General features: G+C 69.3%; 19 protein-coding genes. 15 read left to right on the top strand and 4 right to left on the bottom strand.

Annotation, left to right across the window (positions count from 1 at the left end; translation table 11 throughout):
- Positions 1 to 109: 109 nt before the first annotated feature.
- The 10 genes from B3S45_RS13490 (at position 110) to dapF (ending at position 10,010) form a co-directional block, all read left to right on the top strand.
- Positions 110 to 2,809 (top strand): FtsK/SpoIIIE family DNA translocase, encoded by a 2,700-nt coding sequence (locus B3S45_RS13490; RefSeq protein WP_286721231.1) that lies wholly within the window; start codon positions 110 to 112, stop codon positions 2,807 to 2,809.
- 5 nt (positions 2,810 to 2,814) lie between these two features.
- Entirely contained in the window at positions 2,815 to 3,381 is a 567-nt protein-coding gene (gene pgsA, locus B3S45_RS13485; protein ID WP_286721229.1) for a CDP-diacylglycerol--glycerol-3-phosphate 3-phosphatidyltransferase, read from the top strand.
- Complete coding sequence (locus B3S45_RS13480) at positions 3,378 to 3,839, top strand: CinA family protein (RefSeq protein ID WP_286721227.1); 462 nt, start codon at positions 3,378 to 3,380, stop codon at positions 3,837 to 3,839. Before pgsA ends, B3S45_RS13480 begins: the two co-directional genes overlap by 4 nt.
- A gap of 165 nt (positions 3,840 to 4,004) precedes the next feature.
- Positions 4,005 to 4,313 (top strand): helix-turn-helix domain-containing protein, encoded by a 309-nt coding sequence (locus B3S45_RS13475; protein WP_071045706.1) that lies wholly within the window; start codon positions 4,005 to 4,007, stop codon positions 4,311 to 4,313.
- 24 nt (positions 4,314 to 4,337) lie between these two features.
- Positions 4,338 to 4,559 carry a DUF3046 domain-containing protein gene (locus B3S45_RS13470; protein WP_286721224.1) on the top strand — a complete coding sequence of 74 codons (222 nt, stop codon included), beginning with the start codon at positions 4,338 to 4,340 and terminating at the stop codon, positions 4,557 to 4,559.
- A gap of 230 nt (positions 4,560 to 4,789) precedes the next feature.
- Positions 4,790 to 5,836 (top strand): recombinase RecA, encoded by a 1,047-nt coding sequence (gene recA / locus B3S45_RS13465; RefSeq protein ID WP_071045708.1) that lies wholly within the window; start codon positions 4,790 to 4,792, stop codon positions 5,834 to 5,836.
- Positions 5,836 to 6,555: a regulatory protein RecX gene (locus B3S45_RS13460; RefSeq protein WP_286721222.1), complete on the top strand. Its 720-nt coding sequence runs from the start codon at positions 5,836 to 5,838 to the stop codon at positions 6,553 to 6,555. Before recA ends, B3S45_RS13460 begins: the two co-directional genes overlap by 1 nt.
- Positions 6,556 to 6,653: 98 nt before the next feature.
- Entirely contained in the window at positions 6,654 to 8,201 is a 1,548-nt protein-coding gene (gene miaB / locus B3S45_RS13455; RefSeq protein ID WP_286721220.1) for a tRNA (N6-isopentenyl adenosine(37)-C2)-methylthiotransferase MiaB, read from the top strand.
- A complete protein-coding gene (gene miaA / locus B3S45_RS13450) occupies positions 8,198 to 9,136 on the top strand; it encodes a tRNA (adenosine(37)-N6)-dimethylallyltransferase MiaA (RefSeq protein WP_286721219.1) in 939 nt (312 codons plus the stop codon). The genes miaB and miaA overlap by 4 nt, the downstream gene beginning before the upstream one ends.
- A 4-nt stretch (positions 9,137 to 9,140) precedes the next feature.
- On the top strand, positions 9,141 to 10,010 hold the full coding sequence (gene dapF, locus B3S45_RS13445; protein ID WP_071045712.1) for a diaminopimelate epimerase: 870 nt from the start codon (positions 9,141 to 9,143) through the stop codon (positions 10,008 to 10,010).
- A gap of 262 nt (positions 10,011 to 10,272) precedes the next feature.
- On the opposite strand, the gene B3S45_RS13440 is transcribed toward dapF, so the two are convergent.
- Positions 10,273 to 10,914: a class I SAM-dependent methyltransferase gene (locus B3S45_RS13440; protein WP_286721217.1), complete on the bottom strand. Its 642-nt coding sequence runs from the start codon at positions 10,912 to 10,914 to the stop codon at positions 10,273 to 10,275.
- Between the two features lie 136 nt (positions 10,915 to 11,050).
- On the opposite strand from B3S45_RS13440, the gene hflX reads away from it, so the two are divergent.
- Positions 11,051 to 12,571, top strand: coding sequence for a GTPase HflX (gene hflX / locus B3S45_RS13435; protein WP_286721215.1), 1,521 nt, complete (start codon positions 11,051 to 11,053; stop codon positions 12,569 to 12,571).
- A 36-nt stretch (positions 12,572 to 12,607) separates the two neighbouring features.
- Here hflX and B3S45_RS13430 read toward each other — a convergent pair whose 3' ends face one another.
- The 3 genes from B3S45_RS13430 to lexA form a co-directional block, all read right to left on the bottom strand.
- Positions 12,608 to 14,533 (bottom strand): S9 family peptidase, encoded by a 1,926-nt coding sequence (locus B3S45_RS13430; RefSeq protein WP_286721213.1) that lies wholly within the window; start codon positions 14,531 to 14,533, stop codon positions 12,608 to 12,610.
- Between the two features lie 36 nt (positions 14,534 to 14,569).
- Positions 14,570 to 15,994, bottom strand: a complete 1,425-nt coding sequence (locus B3S45_RS13425; RefSeq protein ID WP_286721212.1) for a hypothetical protein — start codon at positions 15,992 to 15,994, stop codon at positions 14,570 to 14,572.
- Positions 15,995 to 16,324: 330 nt separating this feature from the next.
- Entirely contained in the window at positions 16,325 to 17,005 is a 681-nt protein-coding gene (gene lexA / locus B3S45_RS13420; protein WP_071045718.1) for a transcriptional repressor LexA, read from the bottom strand.
- Between the two features lie 267 nt (positions 17,006 to 17,272).
- On the opposite strand from lexA, the gene B3S45_RS13415 reads away from it, so the two are divergent.
- Genes B3S45_RS13415 through hisH form a run of 4 tightly spaced genes read left to right on the top strand, consistent with a single transcriptional unit; the run spans position 17,273 to position 19,990 of the window.
- Complete coding sequence (locus tag B3S45_RS13415; RefSeq protein WP_286721209.1) at positions 17,273 to 17,626, top strand: LysM peptidoglycan-binding domain-containing protein; 354 nt, start codon at positions 17,273 to 17,275, stop codon at positions 17,624 to 17,626.
- 26 nt (positions 17,627 to 17,652) lie between these two features.
- Positions 17,653 to 18,747: a histidinol-phosphate transaminase gene (locus B3S45_RS13410; protein ID WP_176759458.1), complete on the top strand. Its 1,095-nt coding sequence runs from the start codon at positions 17,653 to 17,655 to the stop codon at positions 18,745 to 18,747.
- Positions 18,744 to 19,343 carry an imidazoleglycerol-phosphate dehydratase HisB gene (gene hisB, locus B3S45_RS13405; protein ID WP_414683095.1) on the top strand — a complete coding sequence of 200 codons (600 nt, stop codon included), beginning with the start codon at positions 18,744 to 18,746 and terminating at the stop codon, positions 19,341 to 19,343. Before B3S45_RS13410 ends, hisB begins: the two co-directional genes overlap by 4 nt.
- Positions 19,340 to 19,990 (top strand): imidazole glycerol phosphate synthase subunit HisH, encoded by a 651-nt coding sequence (gene hisH / locus B3S45_RS13400; RefSeq protein ID WP_286721206.1) that lies wholly within the window; start codon positions 19,340 to 19,342, stop codon positions 19,988 to 19,990. Before hisB ends, hisH begins: the two co-directional genes overlap by 4 nt.
- Positions 19,991 to 20,010 lie beyond the last annotated feature (20 nt).

The following is a 20,010-nucleotide window of genomic DNA, read 5'->3' as shown; positions in this document are numbered from 1 at the left end:
CGGGACGGGAAACTCTCCCCGCAGAGCCTAATCGCCCGCGCGGCGCGGTGCCTGTGCACCGCCGAGTCGCTCCCGGGGAACGTCGGCGCCCTCGCCTACCGTGGATCGCATGGCCAAGAGCTCCACCTCCACCTCGCGCGGGCGGGCGCCCGGGAAGGGCTCCTCGACGCGCGCCCGCAAGCCCGACCCGACGCCCACGCGCTACGTGGGAGACGAGGACAAGCCGGCTCTGACCGTGCGCGCGTGGATGGGACTCGCCCACGGGGTCGGAGGCCTGTTCCGGGCGTTCGGTCCGGAGACGCTCGAGAAGGACCAGCGCCGTGACGGCCTGCCGCTCCTGCTCGTCCTCCTCGCGGTGATCGGTGCGGTCGTGGAGTGGTTCTTCATCGGCACCGAGGCGGGCGCCGCCATCAGCGCCTACTCCGTCGGCGGCCTCGTCGGGCGCGTCGCGTTCGTCATGCCGGTGCTCCTGGTGTTCCTCGCGGGGTGGATGTTCCGCCACCCGTCCTCGGTGCACGACAACGGCCGTATCGGCATCGGCTTCGGCCTCTTCGTGGTCACCATCGCCGGTTTCTGCCATATCGCCGGCGGGCGGCCGCAGCCGCGTGAGGGGCTCCCGGCCCTGAGCGGCGCCGGCGGCGTCTTCGGGTGGATGATCGGCGAGCCGCTCGCGATGCTGCTCACCGACGTCGGCGGATGCATCGTGCTCGGCGTTCTGACGCTGCTGAGCGTGCTCATCCTGACCAAGACCCCGCCGAACCGCATTGGCCGACGTCTCGGCGACCTCTATGCGTGGATGTTCGGCGCCGAGCGCACCGAGGCGGGATCGCCGCGGTTCACAGACGACGGCGACGCCGCCGACGGCGACGGCTCCGACGATGGTGTGCCCTGGTGGCGGCGGAACAAGAGCGGCCGTGAGAAGGACGCCGACGGAGAGCTCGGATCCCAGGACCTCACCGAGCTGCTCGCGCCGGGCGCGCCCGAGGGCGGCTTCGAGAAGGCGATCCAGCCGCCGGCACCGGAGCCGACGACGATGCCCCGCCCCGCCGACGACGCGGTCACCGAGGTCATCGATCCGGTGTCGCTGGCCGGACTGTCCGCGTCGGGCTCGCAGACGTCGCTGCGCGACGACGCCGACAGCGAGTCGGATGATGATCTGCCCGGCCTGTCCGGCATCGGCGGCGACGCGCCGCGGGACCAGCCGAGCGCGCCGTATCGCCTGCCGTCCGTCACCGCACTCGCCCAGGGGACGCCCCACAAGTCGCGGTCCGAGGCGAACGATGCGGTCGTCGCCGCCATCACGGGCGTTTTCGAACAGTTCAAGGTCGACGCGACCGTCACCGGCTTCTCGCGCGGCCCGACCGTCACGCAGTACGAGATCGAGCTCGGGCCGGGCGTGAAGGTCGAGCGCATCACCGCGCTCACCAACAACATCGCCTATGCCGTCGCCTCGAACGAGGTGCGCATCCTGGCGCCGATCCCGGGCAAGAGCGCGATCGGTGTCGAGATCCCGAACACCGACCGGGAGATCGTCACCCTCGGTGACGTGCTGCGTTCGCAGACGGCCGTCCAATCGACGCATCCGATGACCATCGGCGTCGGCAAGGACGTCGGGGGCGGCTTCGTGGTGGCCAACCTCGCGAAGATGCCTCACCTGCTGGTCGCCGGATCCACCGGCTCGGGCAAGTCGAGCTTCGTGAACTCCATGATCACGAGCCTGCTGATGCGTGCGAAGCCCAGCGATGTGCGCATGGTGCTGATCGACCCGAAACGGGTCGAGCTGACCTCCTACACCGGGGTTCCCCACCTGATCACGCCCATCATCACGAATCCCAAGAAGGCGGCCGAGGCGCTGCAGTGGGTCGTGAAGGAGATGGACATGCGTTACGACGACCTCGCCTCCTTCGGCTTCCGCCACATCGACGATTTCAACAAGGCCGTCGTCGCCGGTGAGGTGAAACTGCCCGAGGGCAGCGAGCGCGTGCTGAAGCCCTATCCCTATCTGCTGGTCGTCGTCGATGAGCTCGCCGATCTCATGATGGTCGCACCGCGCGACGTCGAGGACTCCATCGTCCGCATCACGCAGCTGGCCCGCGCGAGCGGCATCCACCTCGTGCTCGCGACGCAGCGACCGAGCGTCGATGTCGTGACGGGCCTCATCAAGGCCAACGTGCCGTCGCGCCTCGCCTTCGCCGTCACGAGCGTGACCGATTCGCGCGTCATCCTCGACCAGCCGGGGGCCGATCGGCTCATCGGCCAGGGCGACGGGCTTTTCCTGCCGATGGGAGCCTCGAAGTCCCTCCGTGTGCAGGGCGCGTGGGTCAGCGAGAGCGAGATCGAGAAGGTCGTCTCGCACGTGACCAATCAGGCACGCCCCGAGTACCGCTCGGACGTCGAAGCGGCCGTGGAGAAGAAGGAAGTCGATGCCGACATCGGCGACGACCTCGAGCTCCTCCTGGCCGCAGCCGAGCTGGTCGTGTCGACCCAGTTCGGTTCGACCTCGATGCTCCAGCGCAAGCTGCGTGTCGGCTTCGCCAAGGCCGGGAGGCTGATGGACCTGCTCGAGTCACGGGAGATCGTCGGGCCCTCTGAGGGCTCGAAGGCCCGCGATGTTCTCGTCACCAACGAGCAGCTCCCGGGGGTGCTCGCGCGCCTGCGGGGGGAGGACGGACCCGCAGAGACCCCCAAGCCCTCCGCTGCGCCGGCTGACCCCTACGAGGCCGATCCGCTGGAGGCTCAGTACGAGGGCAAGCCGGTGGTCCAGGTGGATGAGGATGAGGATGCCTGGGGCCTGACCGGGCGAGAATGATGACCATGGCCGTTCCTCGTCAGCTCCCCAATGCCATCACGATCGTGCGCATCCTCTGCGCGCCGGTCTTCCTGTGGATGCTCCTCGCCGACGATGGCGCCGACGGTGGTCTGCGCTGGGCGGCCGCGGTCCTTTTCGTCGTCGCGATCGCGACCGACGGTCTGGACGGACACCTCGCGCGGGCGAACGACATCGTGACCGATCTCGGCAAGCTGCTCGACCCCATCGCCGACAAGGTGCTGACCGGCTTCGCCTTCGTGGGGCTCTCGATTCTCGGGGAGCTCCCGTGGTGGGTGACGATCGTCATCCTGATCCGCGAGATCGGCATCACGGTCTATCGCTTCGTCGTCGTGAGCGACCACGTTCTCGCCGCCGCCTGGATGGGAAAGCTCAAGACGGTGGCTCAGGGCGTCGCGCTGGCCCTCGCTCTGCTGCCACTGTGGACCGTGGTCGGCGACGGCATCTTCTGGGTCAACGGCGTCGCGATGGCGATCGCCCTCGTCCTCACGATCGCGAGCGGCGTCGACTACGTGGTGTCCGAGGTGCGCGGAGCGCGCCGCTCGCGCCGATGAACGACGCGGCGACGCTCGTCGAGGCGCTGCGGCGGAGGGGGTGGTCGCTCGCCACCGCCGAATCGCTCACCGGCGGACTCGTGTGCGCTGAGCTGACGGCTGTGCCGGGGTCCTCAGCCGTCGTGCTCGGTGGCGTCGTGGCCTACGCGACCGAGCTGAAGGCGGTGCTCCTCGACGTCGCGCGAGATCTTCTCGCCGCGCACGGTCCGGTGCATCCGGAGGTGGCGGCCGCCATGGCCGAGGGAGTGCGTCGACGGCTCGGTGCCGACGTGGGCGTGGCCACGACGGGCGTCGCCGGTCCCGCTCCACAGGGCGAATCTCCCGTGGGCCGGGTCTATGTCGCGGTCGCGTCGCCGAACGGCCGCCGTGTCGAGGAGCTCTCGCTGCAGGGCGAGCGCGATCAGATCCGTCGGCGAAGCGTCGACCGCGCGCTCGCGCTCGCGACGTCGATGATCTGACTGAATTCGACGCTCGCCGAGGGTGTTCGGGAATGCCTGGTGTTTCCCTTCGGTTACATTCGGTGATTCCCACCCCATGCAAAGGGGCCGGGATTAGATTGGACATCACGGTGTTGTACTGTGGTGCACCCGGCGATCGGAATCACAAGTGAGGAGGGGCCCGACATGATCCTTGTGCGTCAGGAGATCGGGGAAGTCCTGCGGGACTTCCGTCAGCAGAAGGGGCAGACCCTCCGCCAGGTCGCCAGCCGCGCCAGCGTCGCGCTCGGCTACCTCAGTGAGGTGGAGCGCGGCCAGAAGGAGGCTTCGAGCGAGATCCTCGCCTCACTGGCCGAGGCTCTCGACGTGCCGATCTCCACGATCATGCGCGAGGTGGGCGACCGCCTGTCCGTGCTCGAAGGTCTGCAGACGTTCCCGGACGTGGTCCCGGACGACCTCGTCGCTTCCGTCGACGCCGAGCTGACGCTCCGGTGACCGCCCTCCCTCACGGGAGAGTCCATGCGGCGCAGTGAATTCCGTCGCGCCGTCGACGATGAGTTCGGTCCCCGAGGCGGAGCGCTGCTCGACGATCTGGTCATCCCGGGGATCGGCGACCGCACGGCGTCGGCCGCGTTGGATGCCGGCGTGCCGCCGCGCGAGGTGTGGATCGCCCTCTGCATCGAGATGGACGTTCCGCCGGAGCGACGGCACGGTGTCGGGCGACTCGAACCCCGTCGATGACGACACGCCGCGTGCCTCGAAAATGTGTTCGAATCGTGCCGTAGTGTGCTGCACACGGGTCGTTTCGACCACGTGATCCCCGGCCGGTGCCGGATCTCCGACGCGATGTCGGAGCCCCCTCCTACCGTGGATCGCGTCATCGAGACCCCACGCCTTGTCGCAGCATCCGATCCGCCGGAGAGGAGCGCGACAGCCTACAGGCGACGGATTGCGAGCATAAGGAGCACGCCATGCCATCACCCGCTGACCGCGAGAAGGCCCTCGAATCGGCTCTCGCCCAGATCGACCGCCAGTTCGGCAAGGGGTCGGTCATGCGCCTGGGCAGCGACGAACGCGCCCCGGTCGAGATCATCCCGACCGGATCGATCGCGCTCGACGTGGCGCTCGGCGTCGGCGGGCTTCCTCGCGGGCGCATCATCGAGATCTACGGACCGGAGTCGTCGGGTAAGACGACGCTGACCCTGCACGCCATCGCGAACTGCCAGCGCGCCGGCGGGATCGCCGCGTTCATCGACGCGGAGCACGCCCTCGACCCCGACTACGCGCAGAAGCTCGGCGTCGACATCGATGCGCTCCTCGTGTCGCAGCCCGACACAGGAGAGCAGGCGCTCGAGATCGCCGACATGCTGATCCGTTCCGGTGCCATCGACCTGGTCGTCATCGACTCCGTCGCGGCTCTCGTGCCGAAGGCCGAGATCGAAGGAGAGATGGGTGATTCCCACGTGGGTCTGCAGGCGCGCCTGATGTCGCAGGCGCTGCGCAAACTGACCGGTGGGCTCAACACCACCAAGACCACCGCGATCTTCATCAACCAGCTGCGTGAGAAGATCGGCGTCTTCTTCGGCTCGCCCGAGACCACCGCGGGCGGAAAGGCGCTGAAGTTCTACGCCTCCGTGCGCCTGGACATCCGTCGCATCGAGACGCTGAAGGACGGCTCCGACGCCGTCGGAAACCGCACGAGGGTGAAGATCGTCAAGAACAAGATGGCCCCGCCGTTCAAGCAGGCCGAGTTCGACATCCTCTACGGTGTCGGTATCTCTCGAGAGGGAAGCCTGATCGACTTCGGCGTGGAGCACGGCATCGTCAAGAAATCGGGAGCCTGGTACACCTACGACGGTGAGCAGCTCGGCCAGGGCAAGGAGAACGCCCGGAACTTCCTGATCAAGAACGCGGATATCGCGGCGGACATCGAGACGAAGATCAAAGAGAAGCTCGGGATCGGCCAGCCCCGCGTTGAAGCCTCGGCCGACGAGTTGGCCGCCCGCCGACCGGCCTGATGGTCCGGTTCGCCGATGACGGGGGCGAGGAGGCGGATGAGCGCCTCGCCCCCGTCACGCCCCTCTTCGGCCCGCGTGGCAGTGGCGCAGACACGACGCGTATGGCCGCATCGGCGGCCGCGGATGAGCTTCCGCCCGACCGGGCCGGTGGATGGGATCGCACCTGGACGTCGGATCCGGGTCTTTCTCGAGAAGCCCACGAAACCGAGATCGTCGGTCATGCCGACGCCGACGAGGCCCGTGACGCCGCGGAGAAGCAGCTTCTGCGCAAGCTTCGGAGCAAGCCTCTGTCGATCGCGGAGGCCCGCGCGTTCCTCGCGACTCACGAACTCGACGACGGTCTCGCTGCGTCGATCATCGACCATGCGTGTCGCCGTGGCTACCTCGACGACTCGTCGCTCGCCGAGCACCTGATCCATGTCGCCGTCGATCGCAAGGGTCAGGGGCGTACCGCGATCGCCATGGCGCTGCAGAAGCGTCGCATTCCCCGTGACGTCGTCGACGCGGCGCTCGCGGGCCTGCCCGACGACGACGGCGATCGCGCGCTCGAGTTCGCGCGCACGAAGGCTCGGCAGCTGGACCGTGTCGAACAGGACGTCGCGCTGCGGCGGCTCGTCGGCCAGCTTTCGCGCCGGGGATACGCCGGTTCGGTCGCCATGGAGGCCGCGCGGCGTGCGCTTGACGAGCATCGTGGCGCGCGAGGCGTCAGGTTCTCCTGATCGCCGCCGCCCCGGGAGTGCCATGGTTGCCTTGGTGGGGCTTGATGCCGAGCGTGTGCTCGGCAGGTCACGATGGGCGATCGTAGACTGAGCAGATCATGTCCATGCCCTCCTCCGCGCCGACGCTGATCGCACCCTCTCCTGCCGCCACGACCGCCGACGGTCGAGCCCGCACCTACGAGGTGCGAACGCTCGGATGCCAGATGAACGTGCACGACTCCGAGCGTCTCTCCGGCTCCCTCGAGAGCGCTGGGTACGTCAAAGCGCAACAAGGCGACGAGGCTGACGTGATCGTCATCAACACCTGCGCGGTGCGTGACAACGCCGCCGGCAAGCTGTACGGCACGCTCGGGCATCTGAAGTCCCGGAAAGATCGTCACGAGGGCATGCAGATCGCCGTGGGCGGCTGCATGGCGCAGATGGACAAGCAGGCGGTGATCGACAAGGCGCCGTGGGTGGATGTCGTCTTCGGAACCCACAACATGGGCTCGCTGCCGAATCTGCTCGAGCGAGCTCGTCACAACGGCGAGGCCGAGCTCGAGATCCTCGAATCCCTCGACGTCTTCCCGTCGACGCTCCCGACCAAGCGTGACGCCGTTCACAGCGGATGGGTGTCCATCTCCGTCGGGTGCAACAACACCTGCACCTTCTGCATCGTGCCGAGTCTGCGGGGCAAGGAGAAGGATCGACGCCCCGGCGACATCCTGAACGAGATCCGGATGCTCGTCGACGACGGGGCCATCGAAGTCACCCTGCTCGGACAGAACGTCAATTCCTACGGCGTCGAGTTCGGGGATCGCCAGGCGTTCGGCAAGCTGCTCCGCGCCGCGGGGGAGATCGAGGGCCTCGAGCGGATCCGTTTCACCAGCCCGCACCCGGCGGCCTTCACCGACGACGTCATCGACGCGATGGCCGAGACGCCGCAGGTCATGCCGCAGCTTCACATGCCACTGCAGTCCGGAAGCGATCGGATCCTCAAGGCGATGCGACGCTCGTATCGCAGTTCGAAGTTCCTCGGCATCCTCGACCGTGTGCGCGAGCGCATCCCGCACGCGGCCATCTCCACCGACATCATCGTCGGCTTCCCGGGGGAGAGCGACGAGGACTTCGAGGACACGATGCGCGTCGTCGAGCAGTCCAGGTTTGCGTCGGCCTTCACCTTCCAGTACTCGATCCGTGAGGGCACGCCCGCGGCGACCATGCCCGACCAGCTGCCGAAGGCCATCGTGCAGGAGCGCTACGAGCGTCTCGTCGCCCTGCAGGAACGCATCAGTCTGGAGGAGAACCACGCCCAGCTCGGTCGCGAGCTCGAGGTCCTCGTCTCCACCGGTGAGGGCAAGAAGGACGCGGAGACGCACCGGCTCACCGGCCGCGCCGAGGACAACCGCCTCGTGCACTTCGAGGTTCCGCGCGGGTCCGAGGCTCCGCGGCCCGGCGATGTCGTGTCGGTGACGGTGACCCATGCCGCGCCGTTCCACCTGCTGGCGGACGCTCCGGACGGGCAGCCGCTGCGCATCCGCCGAACGCGCGCAGGGGATGCCTGGGATCGTTCGCAGGCCGAATCGTGCGGTGTGCCGGCGACGTCCGCCGCCGACGGTATCCGGGCGGTCTCCCTCGGGCTCCCGAGCCTGCGCATCGGCGGGTGAGCGCCGCGCGGCTGTGGGTGATCGCCGGCGCGACGGGCACCGGCAAGACGTCGCTCTCGCTCGCTCTCGCCGAGGAGCTGATCGGACGGGGGCGCCCGGCGGAGATCGTCAACGCCGATGCCATGCAGCTGTATCGCGGCATGGACATCGGGACGGCGAAGCTCGCCGAGTCGGCGCGTCGCGGCATCCCGCATCATCTCTTCGACGTGCTGGATGTCACCCAGGAGGCTGCGGTCGCCTGGTATCAGCCGACCGCGCGTGAGACCATCTCCGACATCTTCGCGCGTGGTGCGGATGCGGTGCTGGTCGGCGGATCGGGACTGTACGTCTCGAGCGTGGTCTTCGACTTCCGTTTTCCGCCCCACGACGACGCCGTGCGTGCCGAGTTGGAGGCCGACCTCGACCGGTACGGAGCCGGCATCCTTTTCGCGCGGCTGCGTGAGCTCGACCCCGCCACCGCCGCGCGCATCGATCCACGCAACGGTCGTCGGGTCGTCCGGGCGCTGGAGATCGTCATGCAGGGCGAGAGCACCCACGGTGCCGCGCTGCCGGAGACGCCGTCGCTGTGGCATCCGGAGACGACGCTCCTCGGCGTGCACGTCGACCGTGCCGAGCTGGTCGGACGGCTCGATCGCCGTGTGGAGGCGATGTGGGCGGAGGGGCTGGTGGCGGAGGCGGAGCGGCTGCGGGCGCGTGGCCTCGAAGACGGGGTGACGGCACGTCGCGCGATCGGCTACGCCCAGGCGCTCGCGCAGGTGGACGGCCGCATCGCTGAGAGCGACGCGATCGCGCAGACCCAGGCCCTCACGCGGCGCTACGCCCGTCGCCAGGTCTCGTGGTTCCGGCGCTATGACGCGCTGACGTGGGTAGAGCCGTCGCCCGATGCTGCCCGCGACGCCGTCGCACGCGTGCGGGCCGCAGCGCCCGTAGACTGACAGGATGCCGCAGACCGTCGCGTTCACCAAGGGCCACGGCACGGGGAACGACTTCGTCGTGATCGCCGATCCCGACGGTGCGCTCGATCTCACCGACGACCATGTCGCCATCCTGTGCGATCGACGCTTCGGCATCGGAGGAGACGGCCTGCTGCGCGTCATCCGCTCGACGTCGATCGAGGAGGGCGCCACCGCCGCCGCCTCCGGAGCGGAATGGTTCATGGACTATCGCAACGCCGACGGCTCGGTGGCCGAGATGTGCGGCAACGGCACGCGGGTGTTCGCGAAGTACCTCGTCGACACCGGTCTGGCGTCCCTGGAAGAGCCGCTGCGCATCGGCACGCGCGCGGGCGTGAAGACCCTGACGCGCAGCACCCTCGGATTCGAGGTCGACCTCGGCCGGTGGGATGTCGTGGACGACGACGTGCTCGTGCGTGCCCGCGGGCTGAGCGTCCCGCGACCGGGTCAGCATGCCGACCTCGGCAACCCCCATGTGGTCGTCGCGCTGTCGTCGGTGGAGGAGCTGCAGGACCTCGACCTCACCGTGGCTCCGATCCTCGATCCCGCGCCGCCGGCGGGAGCGAACGTCGAGTTCGTCGTGCCCGAAGACCCTCTCGTCCACGACGGCGTCGGCCGCATCCGGATGCGCGTGTTCGAGCGGGGCGTGGGGGAGACCCTCAGCTGTGGAACGGGCGTCGCCGCCGCCGCCCTCGCCGTGCGTCACTGGGCCGGAGCCGGCGCGCCCGAGCAGTGGAGCGTGGATGTCCCCGGCGGTCGTCTCGGCGTGCGCCTCGTGCCGCACGCCGACGGCTCGCACGTGCTGCTCTCGGGTCCGGCCGCCCTCGTCTACACCGGCGAGATCACCCTCGCCTGATCCGCTGCCTGCCGTGCCCCGACTCAGGCTGCTCGCCGTGCCCTGACCCGCTGCCTGCGCTGCCCTGGTTCAGTCTGCTCGCCGTGCCCTGACCCGCTGCCTGCGCTGCCCTGGTTCAGTCTGCTCGCCGTGCCCTGACTCAGGCTGAGGAGGGCGTGCCCGCACGTTGCCGCCGAATCACGGCGGCCGGGCGAGGCTCAGCCTGAGTTGGTGCCCACGCCTGCACACGCGTGCCCACGTGTGCCCACCGGTGCTTCGGATCTCAGGGCAGGGGGATGACGCCGGTCGCCGCCGCGCCGCGCCGCCGTACCTTGATCACCCGGAACCCGCGGCCGGTGGCCACCCGGTGCACGCTGTAGCCCCGTTCGAACGTCGCTGCGAGCCAGCGCTGGAGCGAGTCCGATCCGAGGTTGCGGGAGACCACGAGATGCGCGTCGGAGCGCTCGTCGAGGCGAGGGATCCACGTCTCGAGCAGCCCGTGGAGCTGATCCTTGCCGACCCTGATCGGCGGGTTCGATCGGATCGCCCGGAACGCGACATCGGCGGGAACATCCTCGGGTGTCACCGCGTTGACGTTGGCGAGGCCCAGGGATGCGGCGTTCCGGCGCGTGAGATCGAGCGCGCGCTCGTTGACGTCGACGGCCCAGATCGTCGCGTGCGGGGCTTCCAGGGCCATGCTGAGGGAGATCGGTCCCCACCCGCAGCCGATGTCCAGCAGATGGCCGCCCTGCGGCGGCATCGGCGTGTTGGCGAGGAGAACCGCCGTTCCGGCGTCGATGTGGTCTGGGCTGAACACCCCGCCGGCGGTCACGACATCCGCATCGCGGCCCGCCAGGGTCACGCGGATCGTGCGGAGGTTCTCGGGACTTGCGGGAGTCGCGGTGAAGTAGTGATCGCTCCCCATGGAGCACGAGCGTAGCGGAGCGGACAGCCTCAGGGGGAGCTAGAATTCACCGATGCCCGCTCGGCGCGAGAGAGCGCGCCCCGGGTGTGACGAGCCGCGGCTGCGATGCCGCCGGCCACGATGACGAAAGGCGAGGATGACCGATACCACCACGACGCACGGAGCCGACGACGCACCGCTCGACCCCGTCGAACGCGTGCTGTCGCGGGCGAACGGGCGGTCGGGTGTCACGGTTTTCTCGGGGGCGCAGGCGCTGCAGGATGTGCGCACCGCCGGCCGCGGTGACGACGATGGCGCCCAGTGGGATCGCGAAGACCGCGCGGCGCTGCGACGCGTGCCGGGGCTGTCGACCGAACTCGAGGACGTCACCGAGGTCGAGTACCGCCAGCTGCGCCTGGAGAACGTCGTCCTGGCGGGGGTGCACCCCCAGGGGGAGCAGGAAGACGCCGAGAACTCGCTGCGCGAGCTGGCGGCCCTCGCCGAGACCGCCGGGGCGGTCGTTCTCGACGGCGTGCTTCAGCGGCGGCCGCATCCCGACCCCGCGACCTACCTGGGCCGAGGCAAGGCCGAGGAGCTGCGCGACCTCGTCGCCGCTGTGGGCGCCGACACGGTGATCGCCGACACGGAGCTGGCCCCTAGCCAGCGGCGCGCGCTCGAAGACGTCGTGAAGGTGAAGGTCATCGACCGCACGACGGTGATCCTCGACATCTTCAGCCAACATGCCAAGAGCCGCGAGGGAAAGGCGCAGGTCGAGCTGGCGCAGCTCGAGTACCTGCTTCCGCGCCTTCGTGGATGGGGTGACTCGATGAGCCGCCAGGCCGGAGGTCAGGTCGGAGCCGCGGGCGCCGGGATGGGCTCCCGCGGACCGGGTGAGACCAAGATCGAGCTGGATCGCCGCCGCATCCGCACCCGCATGGCGCAATTGCGTCGCCAGATCGCGTCGTTCGCCCCCGCACGGGCCGCCAAACGGGCCGAGCGAGACCGTCACACCGTGCCGTCGGTGGCGATCGCCGGATACACCAATGCCGGAAAGTCGAGTCTTCTCAACCGCCTGACGAGCGCTGGCGTGCTGGTCGAGAACGCCCTTTTCGCAACTCTCGACGCGACGGTGCGGCGCACCCAGACCTCCGACGGGCGCGTCTACACGTTCACCGACACGGTCGGCTTCGTGCGCAATCTGCCGCATCAGCTCGTCGAGGCTTTCCGCTCGACGCTCGAAGAGGTCGGTGAGGCCGACGTCGTGCTGCACGTGGTCGACGGCGCTCATCCGGACCCCGCCGCGCAGCTCGCGACGGTGCGGGATGTGATCGGTGACGTCGGTGCGCGTGAGCTGCCCGAGCTGGTCGTGTTCAACAAGGCCGACCTCATCGATGACGACACGCGGCTGGTGCTGCGCGGACTCGAGCCCGATGCGGTGTTCGCCTCGTCGCGAACCGGCGAGGGCGTGGACGAGATCCGTGCCCGGATCGAGGGGATGCTGCCGCTTCCTCCGGTCGAGGTTCGCGTGCTCGTGCCGTACGACCGCGGCGACCTCGTCTCGGCCGTGCACGAGACGGGCATCATCCTGACGCAGGAGCACGTCGCGGACGGCACCGCCATCCATGCTCATGTGCCGGCGATCCTGGGCGCGCGACTCGCACCGTTCCTCACCGCCTGACCGGCCGATCGCCGAACCGTCGGCAGGCGGCGCTGCTCACCGCTGCAGCTCGATCGGCGCGACCCCCGGGGTGTCGAACCCGAAGACGGCGCCGAGGAAGGCGTACTCAGACTCCAGCGCGTGGACGATGGTCTCCGCACGACGGAATCCGTGTCCCTCGCCCTCGTACAGCACGTATGCGTGCGGCACGCCGCGCGCCGATAGCGCATCGCGAATGGCTTCGGACTGGGCGGGAGGCACGACCGCGTCCTCGCTGCCCTGCAGAAGGAGCAGGGGCGCCGAGAAGCGCTCCGCGTGGGTCAGCGGGGATCGCTGGATGTAGAGCTGCTCGGCCTCCGGCAGCGGCCCGATCAGACCGTCGAGGTAGCGGGCTTCGAAGTCATGCGTGTCTTCGGCGAGGGCGCGGGCATCGCCGACGCCATAGCGGGAGATGCCGGCGCTGAAGACGTCTCCCGTGACCAGGGCACCGAGCACCGTCCACCCTCCGGCCGAACCGCCGGCGATCGCGACGCGATCCGGGTCCGCGAGTCCGCCGTCGATGAGTCCCCGGGCAGCGGCCACCACGTCGGCCACGTCGACGACGCCCCACTGCCCGCGCAGGCGCTCGCGGTAGGCGCGCCCGTACCCGGTCGAGCCGCCGTAGTTCACATCCAGGACGCCGATGCCGCGGCTGGTGAGGTACGCGGCCCGCGAGGAGGCGACCGGACCGACATGCGAAGTGGGGCCACCGTGGACGAAGACGACGTAGGGGGGTCGTTCACCGTCGGCAGCGGTGACATCCGGGTTGGTGGGCGGGTACGCGAACGCGTGAACGGGGCCTGACGGGCCGTCCACCGTGACAGCCGTGGCCCGTGGCGTCCATTCCTCCCCCCACGGCGGGGATGATTCGCGCACCGCGACCACCGTCCCGTCCGAAGCGTCGACGCTCCAGACGCCGGTTCCACCGCCGGGCACCGCACCGGAGACGAGCGCACGCGCTCCCCGAGCGTCCTCGATCACGACGCCTGAGACCGCAGGGACCGGCAACGTCGTGGTCGCACCGGTGGCGGGATCGACCGTCACCACATGATCTGCGCCGTCCGTGCGAACCGCCACGACGTGGTCGTCCGCAATGGTGTACCAGGACAGTCCGAGCACCCACAGTCCGCCTCCGGTGTCGGCGTCGGCAGGGGCGAACGAAGCCCTCGGGGCCTCGTCCCCGAGCCGCCACCGCATGAGATTCCACCGACCGGACGCGTCGTCGAGGTACAGCAGGGTCTGCTCGTCCAGCCAGCGCGGCTGGAGGACGGAGCGGTCGCCGGTGACGGGAGCCGTCCATTCGCCTACAGTGCCGCCCTCGATGCGTCCGACGCGCACCTCGGCGCGTTCCCAGGGCATGTTCGGATGGTTCCAGGCCACCCACGCCAGGTGGGTTCCGTCGGGGGAGAGCGCGGGCTGTGCGACGAAGTCACTCCCTCGTACCAGGACGACGATCGCGGCGTCGTCGTCCGCGGCTGATCCGTCCACCGGAATGCGGACGATCGCGCGGCGGGGAACGGCCAGCCCGGGATCGTGCTCCTCGCGGACGGCGAGCAGGACGCCGTCGCGCCACTCGAGGCCGCCGTGGCGCGCGTGGCCCGCCACGGGAGTGAGGGGACGCACGGTCCCGTCGACGACGGAGTACACGCGCTGATCCGTCTTCTCGACGAAGAACAGCGTTCCGGCTTCGTCGGCGGTCCACGCGCCGCCGCCGTACTCGTGCACGGTGCTTCGCGCGTTCCAGGGAGCGGGCAGCACATCCTCAACGTCTCCGCCGTCGCCGCGGCGGCGTACCGCGACGCGACCGGCCTCGGCCGGAACGGGCTCGCCCCACCACACGTCCTCCCCGACGAAACGAGCTCCGTCGATCCGGGGCGACGCCGCTGAGGCCGCCTCGGCGGTGATCAAAGAGGGCCAGGAGCCGTAGGGGAGTTCGGAGGTCATCGTCCCACCGTACGACGCGGTGACCTCCCTGCGGGCTCAGCGCAACGGCTGCGTGGGTGCGTTGCCGGGAAGGACCGCCGTGTCGCTTTCCACATCGGCCGTCGGTTCAACACCGACCGTCGGTTCCGCGTCGCTATCAGACGGTGACCTCTCGAGCAGGGCGGTGACGAGCCACACGGCGAGAGCGAGGACGATGACCAGGGCGATTTCGCCGAAAGTCAGGGGCCGCAGTGCGAACAGCAGGAGCATGGCGAGTACGAGGACGACGACGCGCACGAGCACGCGCTGGCGATTCATCGCGTCCCCGAAGGCGCCCGTGTCGAGCCCTCGACTGCGCAGTCCCGATCGCGCCGACGCGGTGAGCGAGCCGGCCACGGAGCGGATGCGCCGTGCCGGTGCCCAGCGGCCGCTCAGCCATGCCGCCACGGCGACGACGATGCCGAGGAAGGTCAGGACGACCGCCGTGTCGCGGACGGCGCCGATCACCGTGTCGTAGATCGACTCCAGAGTGCGAGCGGGGATGCCGAGACCGGGTGCGTTGAGGCTGAGGACGGCTCCCGCGCTCGCGAGGGCTACCGCGAGCAGCCCTGCGCCGATCGTGATGGCGAGGCCGACCCCGAGCACGGCCGTCGACCGTCGGCGCGCGATCAGCACCCCGACGGCGGCGAGGCCGAGGGCGACGAAGGGGATCCAGTAGCCCGCTGTGACGGCGAGGTTGTAGACGGTGCCCACCAGAAGCAGCCCATCGGCCTGGACGATGACGATGGTCTGATCGATCGCCGGCATGGAGGTGACGAAGCCGAAACCCTGCGCGGCCAGTCGTGTCTTCAGCTCCTCGATGATCGGGCCGAGCTGGATGCCGAGGGCGCCGGTGTCGTCGATCGCGATCGCGGTGGAGTCGTCGCCGGTCGCCGCGGCGACGAGCGCACGATGACTGGCGACGAGAGCCGTTCGCCACACCTCGGGGAATGCGTCGGACTGGACCACTCCGGTGATCGCCGAGTCGATGAGGCCCTGTACGCCCTGCACGGCCGGTTGGCGGAGCAGGTCGAGCGCCGACGACGCGGCGGGCGGCAGGTCCAGGCTCTGCACGCCGTCGATGACGTCGTTCGTGATGCCCTCGACGTCGACGGCCGCGTTGACGGCGGTGGAAGCCTGGTCGATCACCAGCTGCTGCACATCGGGATCGTCGGCGAGGGGGCCGAAGGTCTGCACGAACGCGTCCTCGCTCACGAGTTCCGCCCGTGCCCACGTGCCGAGGACGGAGACGGGCACCAGGATGCCGGCGAGCACGATGCAGACGGCCGAGATGAGCGCACGCCACCATCCGGTGCGACCAGCGCGGTCTGAGACGGGTGTTTCTCCGCTGAGCTCCGAGGACGCCTGGGAACGAAGGTCGGCGTTCTCCGCTTTCAGCCGTTCGATCTCCGCGCGGAGATCGGCGATGTCTGTCGTGGCCATGGCGAGGGCTCCCTCTTGTCGGGTCAGCCCCATTGTGGCGGGAACGCCGCCCCGTTCGCACGTGTGCCCCGGATCAGGTTCTCCGACGCCCTCAAGCGGCCGGACACCCTTTTCCCGAATTCTGGTTTCTTGCCCGAATTCTGGCGCTTGTCTCCTGGATCCTGGCCTCGTGCGAGGTGAGGCGTCGGCGTGAGAGTTCCGTCCTGCCCCCGCCTCCTGCTGACCCAACTCAGGCTGAGACACCCTCGGGAAGCCGCCACGGCACCAGAGTCACCGGCACAGCCTGAGTTGTTGCACGCGCGGTGCGCTGGCCGGCCGAGGAGACGGCCGTCAGACGGCGCGCATCACCGCCACCACTTTGCCGAGCACGACGGCCTCGTCCCCGAGGATCGGCTCGAACGCGGAGTTCCGCGGCAGCAGCCACACGTGACCGTCGCGCTGGCGGAAGGTCTTGACGGTCGCCTCCCCGTCGAGCATCGCGGCGACGATGTCGCCGTTCTCGGCCGTCGGCTGCGAGCGCACCACGACCCAGTCGCCGTCGCAGATGGCCGCGTCGATCATCGACTCGCCGGACACCTTGAGCATGAACAGGTCGCCCTTGCCGACCAGCTGCCTCGGCAGCGGGAAGACCTCGTCGATCTGCTGGTCTGCGGTGATCGGTACCCCGGCGGCGATGCGCCCGACGAGGGGGACCATGGCGGCATCGCCCACCGGGGGCGCCGCGTCGGCGGGGCTTTCCGTGCTCGCGCCGGGGAGGTCGATGAGCACCTCCATCGCGCGGGTCTTCCCGGCATCGCGGCGCAGGTAGCCGCTCAGCTCCAGCTGATTCAGCTGATGCGTCACGCTCGACAATGACTTCAGCCCGACCGCGTCGCCGATCTCACGCATGCTCGGCGGATACCCGTGCCGTGCGATCGATCGCTGGATCACTTCGAGGATCGCGAGCTGCTTGTCACTGAGGCTGCGGCGCCGCCGGGTCTGGGGTCGCGCGCGGCTCGTCGGCTCGGTCATCTCGTGCTCCTGTCTCCTCACCCCTCGTCGTCCGAGGGGCACCGGCCTTCGAATGTCGGAGGTCGGTGATGGGCTCTGCTCATCGAAACGGTATCCGCCCTCGTCCGACACGGTGTGCAAGCGCTCCGCGTGTCGTGTTCGAGAGAAGTCCACCGTTCGGGCCGCTTGACAGCTTATGATATCGAAGATAGCTTCGGAAGAGAGGTTCGCATCGCCGGCTCCCGGCCGAGTTCTGCGATGCGAACCTCCCGCCGAGAAGGAGGAGAGATGACCGCGATCAGCATCACCCCGCACCACCGCACCCGCCTGCGCATGACCGTGCGCGGCCGTCGCGTTCTCGCCGCCGCCGCGGCACTGCCCGCCGCCGCGTGCGTGGCGGTTGCGGTCATCAGCGGTGGCAGCGCGCTGGCGTCGCGGGATGACGCCGGCGACGCGGCCTCGTTCTCCACGGTCGTCGTGAGTGCAGGTGAATCGCTCTGGGCGATCGCGGAGCGCGTGGCACCGGAGAGCGATCCTCGAGACGTCGTCGACGACATCGCGCGCCTGAATGCTCTCGACGGTGTCGTTGTCTCGGCTGGTCAGGAGCTGGCCATCCCGGCGCGCTACGACACGGCACCGTAGTCCGCCGGGCGAAACGCGCCCGTACCATGGGAGGGGTGACCGCTCGCCTCGACGACCTTCCTCTCCGTGACGATCTGCGCGGAATGACTCCGTACGGTGCGCCTCAGGCACCGCTTCCGGTGACGCTCAACGTGAACGAGAACACCCATCCCGTGCCGGACGAGGTCGCCGCCGACATCCTCGATGCGATCGCTTTGGCGCTTCGGGACGTCAACCGCTACCCCGATCGCGAGTTCCTGCCGCTTCGCGAGGCGTTCGCGGACTACCTGGGTGAGGGGCTGCTTCCTGAGCAGATGTGGGCCGCCAATGGTTCCAACGAGGTGCTTCAGCATGTCCTGCAGGCGTTCGCCGGGCCGGGGCGGACGGCGTTCGGCTTTGCGCCCACCTACTCGATGTACCCGCTGCTGACCCGAGCGACCGGTGCTGCCTGGGTCGCGGGATCGCGCGAAGACGACTTCTCGGTGACCGCCGATTCGGCGGCCGACCAGGTCGCAGCAGCGGATCCCGATGTGGTGTTCCTGTGCGCCCCGAACAACCCGACGGGCACGCCGCTGCCTCTTGACGTGATCGCCGCGGTCTACGACGCGAGCAGGGCGATGGTCGTGGTCGACGAGGCGTACCAGGAGTTCGCGCCTCACGACGAGCCATCAGCGATCACCCTGCTCCCGGGGCGCGAGCGACTGATCGTCTCGCGCACGATGTCGAAGGCATTCGCCTTTGCCGGAGCTCGCGTGGGTTACCTCGCCGCCGACCCCGCGGTCGTGGACGCTCTGCGTCTGGTGCGCCTGCCGTACCACCTGAGTGCCATCACGCAGGCCGCCGCGCTCGCGGCGCTGCGTCACGCGCCGGTCATGCTCGGCATGGTCGACGAGATCGTCGCGCAGCGCGACCGCATCTCCGCCACCCTCGAGGCGCTCGGCTACCAGCCGCACCCGTCGTGGACGAACTTCGTCCTGTTCGGGGGAGTCCAGGACCCGGCGGCGACGTTCGGTGCCCTCTACGACCGTGGCATCCTCATCAGGGACGTGGGTATCCCGCACCACCTCCGCGTCACGGCGGGAACAGAGGCGGAGACGAGCGCGTTCCTTGATGCGCTGGCGTCGTTAGGATCGACGTCATGACCCGCACCGCCTCGCTCACCCGATCGACCAGCGAGTCGACGGTCGAGCTCCAGCTCGACCTCGACGGCACGGGGCGCAGCAGCATCGACACCTCGGTGCCGTTCTACGACCACATGCTGACCGCGTTCGCGAAGCACTCGCTCACCGACCTGACCGTTCGCGCGTCGGGCGACACCGACATCGACGCGCACCACACGGTCGAAGACGTCGCGATCGTGCTCGGGCGGGCGATCCGGCAGGCTCTCGGCGACAAAGCCGGCATCAGCCGCTACGGGGATGCGCTCGTCCCGCTCGACGAAGCCCTCGCCCAGGCGGTGGTCGACATCAGCGGTCGACCCTACCTGGTGCACATGGGCGAGCCGGCCGGTTTCGAACACCACCTCATCGGCGGCCACTTCACGGGGTCGTTGGTGCGCCACACTTTCGAGGCGCTGTCCTTCCAAGCGGCGCTGACCGTCCACGTGCGGGTGCTGGGTGGCCGGGACCCTCACCACATCGCCGAGGCGGAATACAAGGCATTCGCGCGGGCCTTCCGCCAAGCGAAAGCGCTGGATCCGCTCATCGACGGCGTGCCGAGCACGAAGGGCGCCCTGTGACCGACCGGCCCCTCGTCGCCGTTCTCGACTACGGATCCGGGAACGTCCATTCCGCGGTCAAGGCTCTCGTCGCCGCCGGAGCCGACGCGCGGCTGACGACCGACCGAGGGCTGATCCAAGACGCGGACGGACTCGTCGTGCCCGGCGTCGGCGCTTTCGAGGCGGTCGTCACCGCGCTGCGCTCACGGCGCGGCGACGAGCTCATCGGACGACGTCTGGCCGGCGGTAGGCCCGTGCTGGGGATCTGCGTGGGGATGCAGGTCCTCTTCGAGCACGGTGTGGAGCGGGGCGCGGACACTCCGGGACTGGGCGAGTGGCCGGGCGCTGTCACCGAGTTGGATGCTCCTGTCCTTCCCCACATGGGATGGAACACCGTCACGCCGGGGGCCGGCAGTCGCCTGTTCCGGGGAATCGAGGACGAGCGGTTCTACTTCGTGCACTCGTTCGCCGCCCAGCACTGGACGATGCAGACGCAGCGCCCCCTCGCCGAACCGGTCCTGACCTGGAGCGAACACGGCGTGCCCTTCCTCGCCGCCGTGGAGAACGGGCCGCTCGCGGCGACCCAGTTCCACCCCGAGAAATCGGGGGAGGCCGGCATCCGGCTGCTCGCCAATTGGATCGACGGGCTGGCGCCGACTAACCTCTGAATCCGTGCCTGCGCCCGGCC

The organism is Microbacterium sp. UBA1612, from assembly GCF_002321605.1.
Taxonomy (GTDB): domain Bacteria; phylum Actinomycetota; class Actinomycetes; order Actinomycetales; family Microbacteriaceae; genus Microbacterium; species Microbacterium luteum.
Note: the sequence above shows the minus strand (reverse complement) of the source record. Positions and strands in the feature narration are given on the sequence as shown.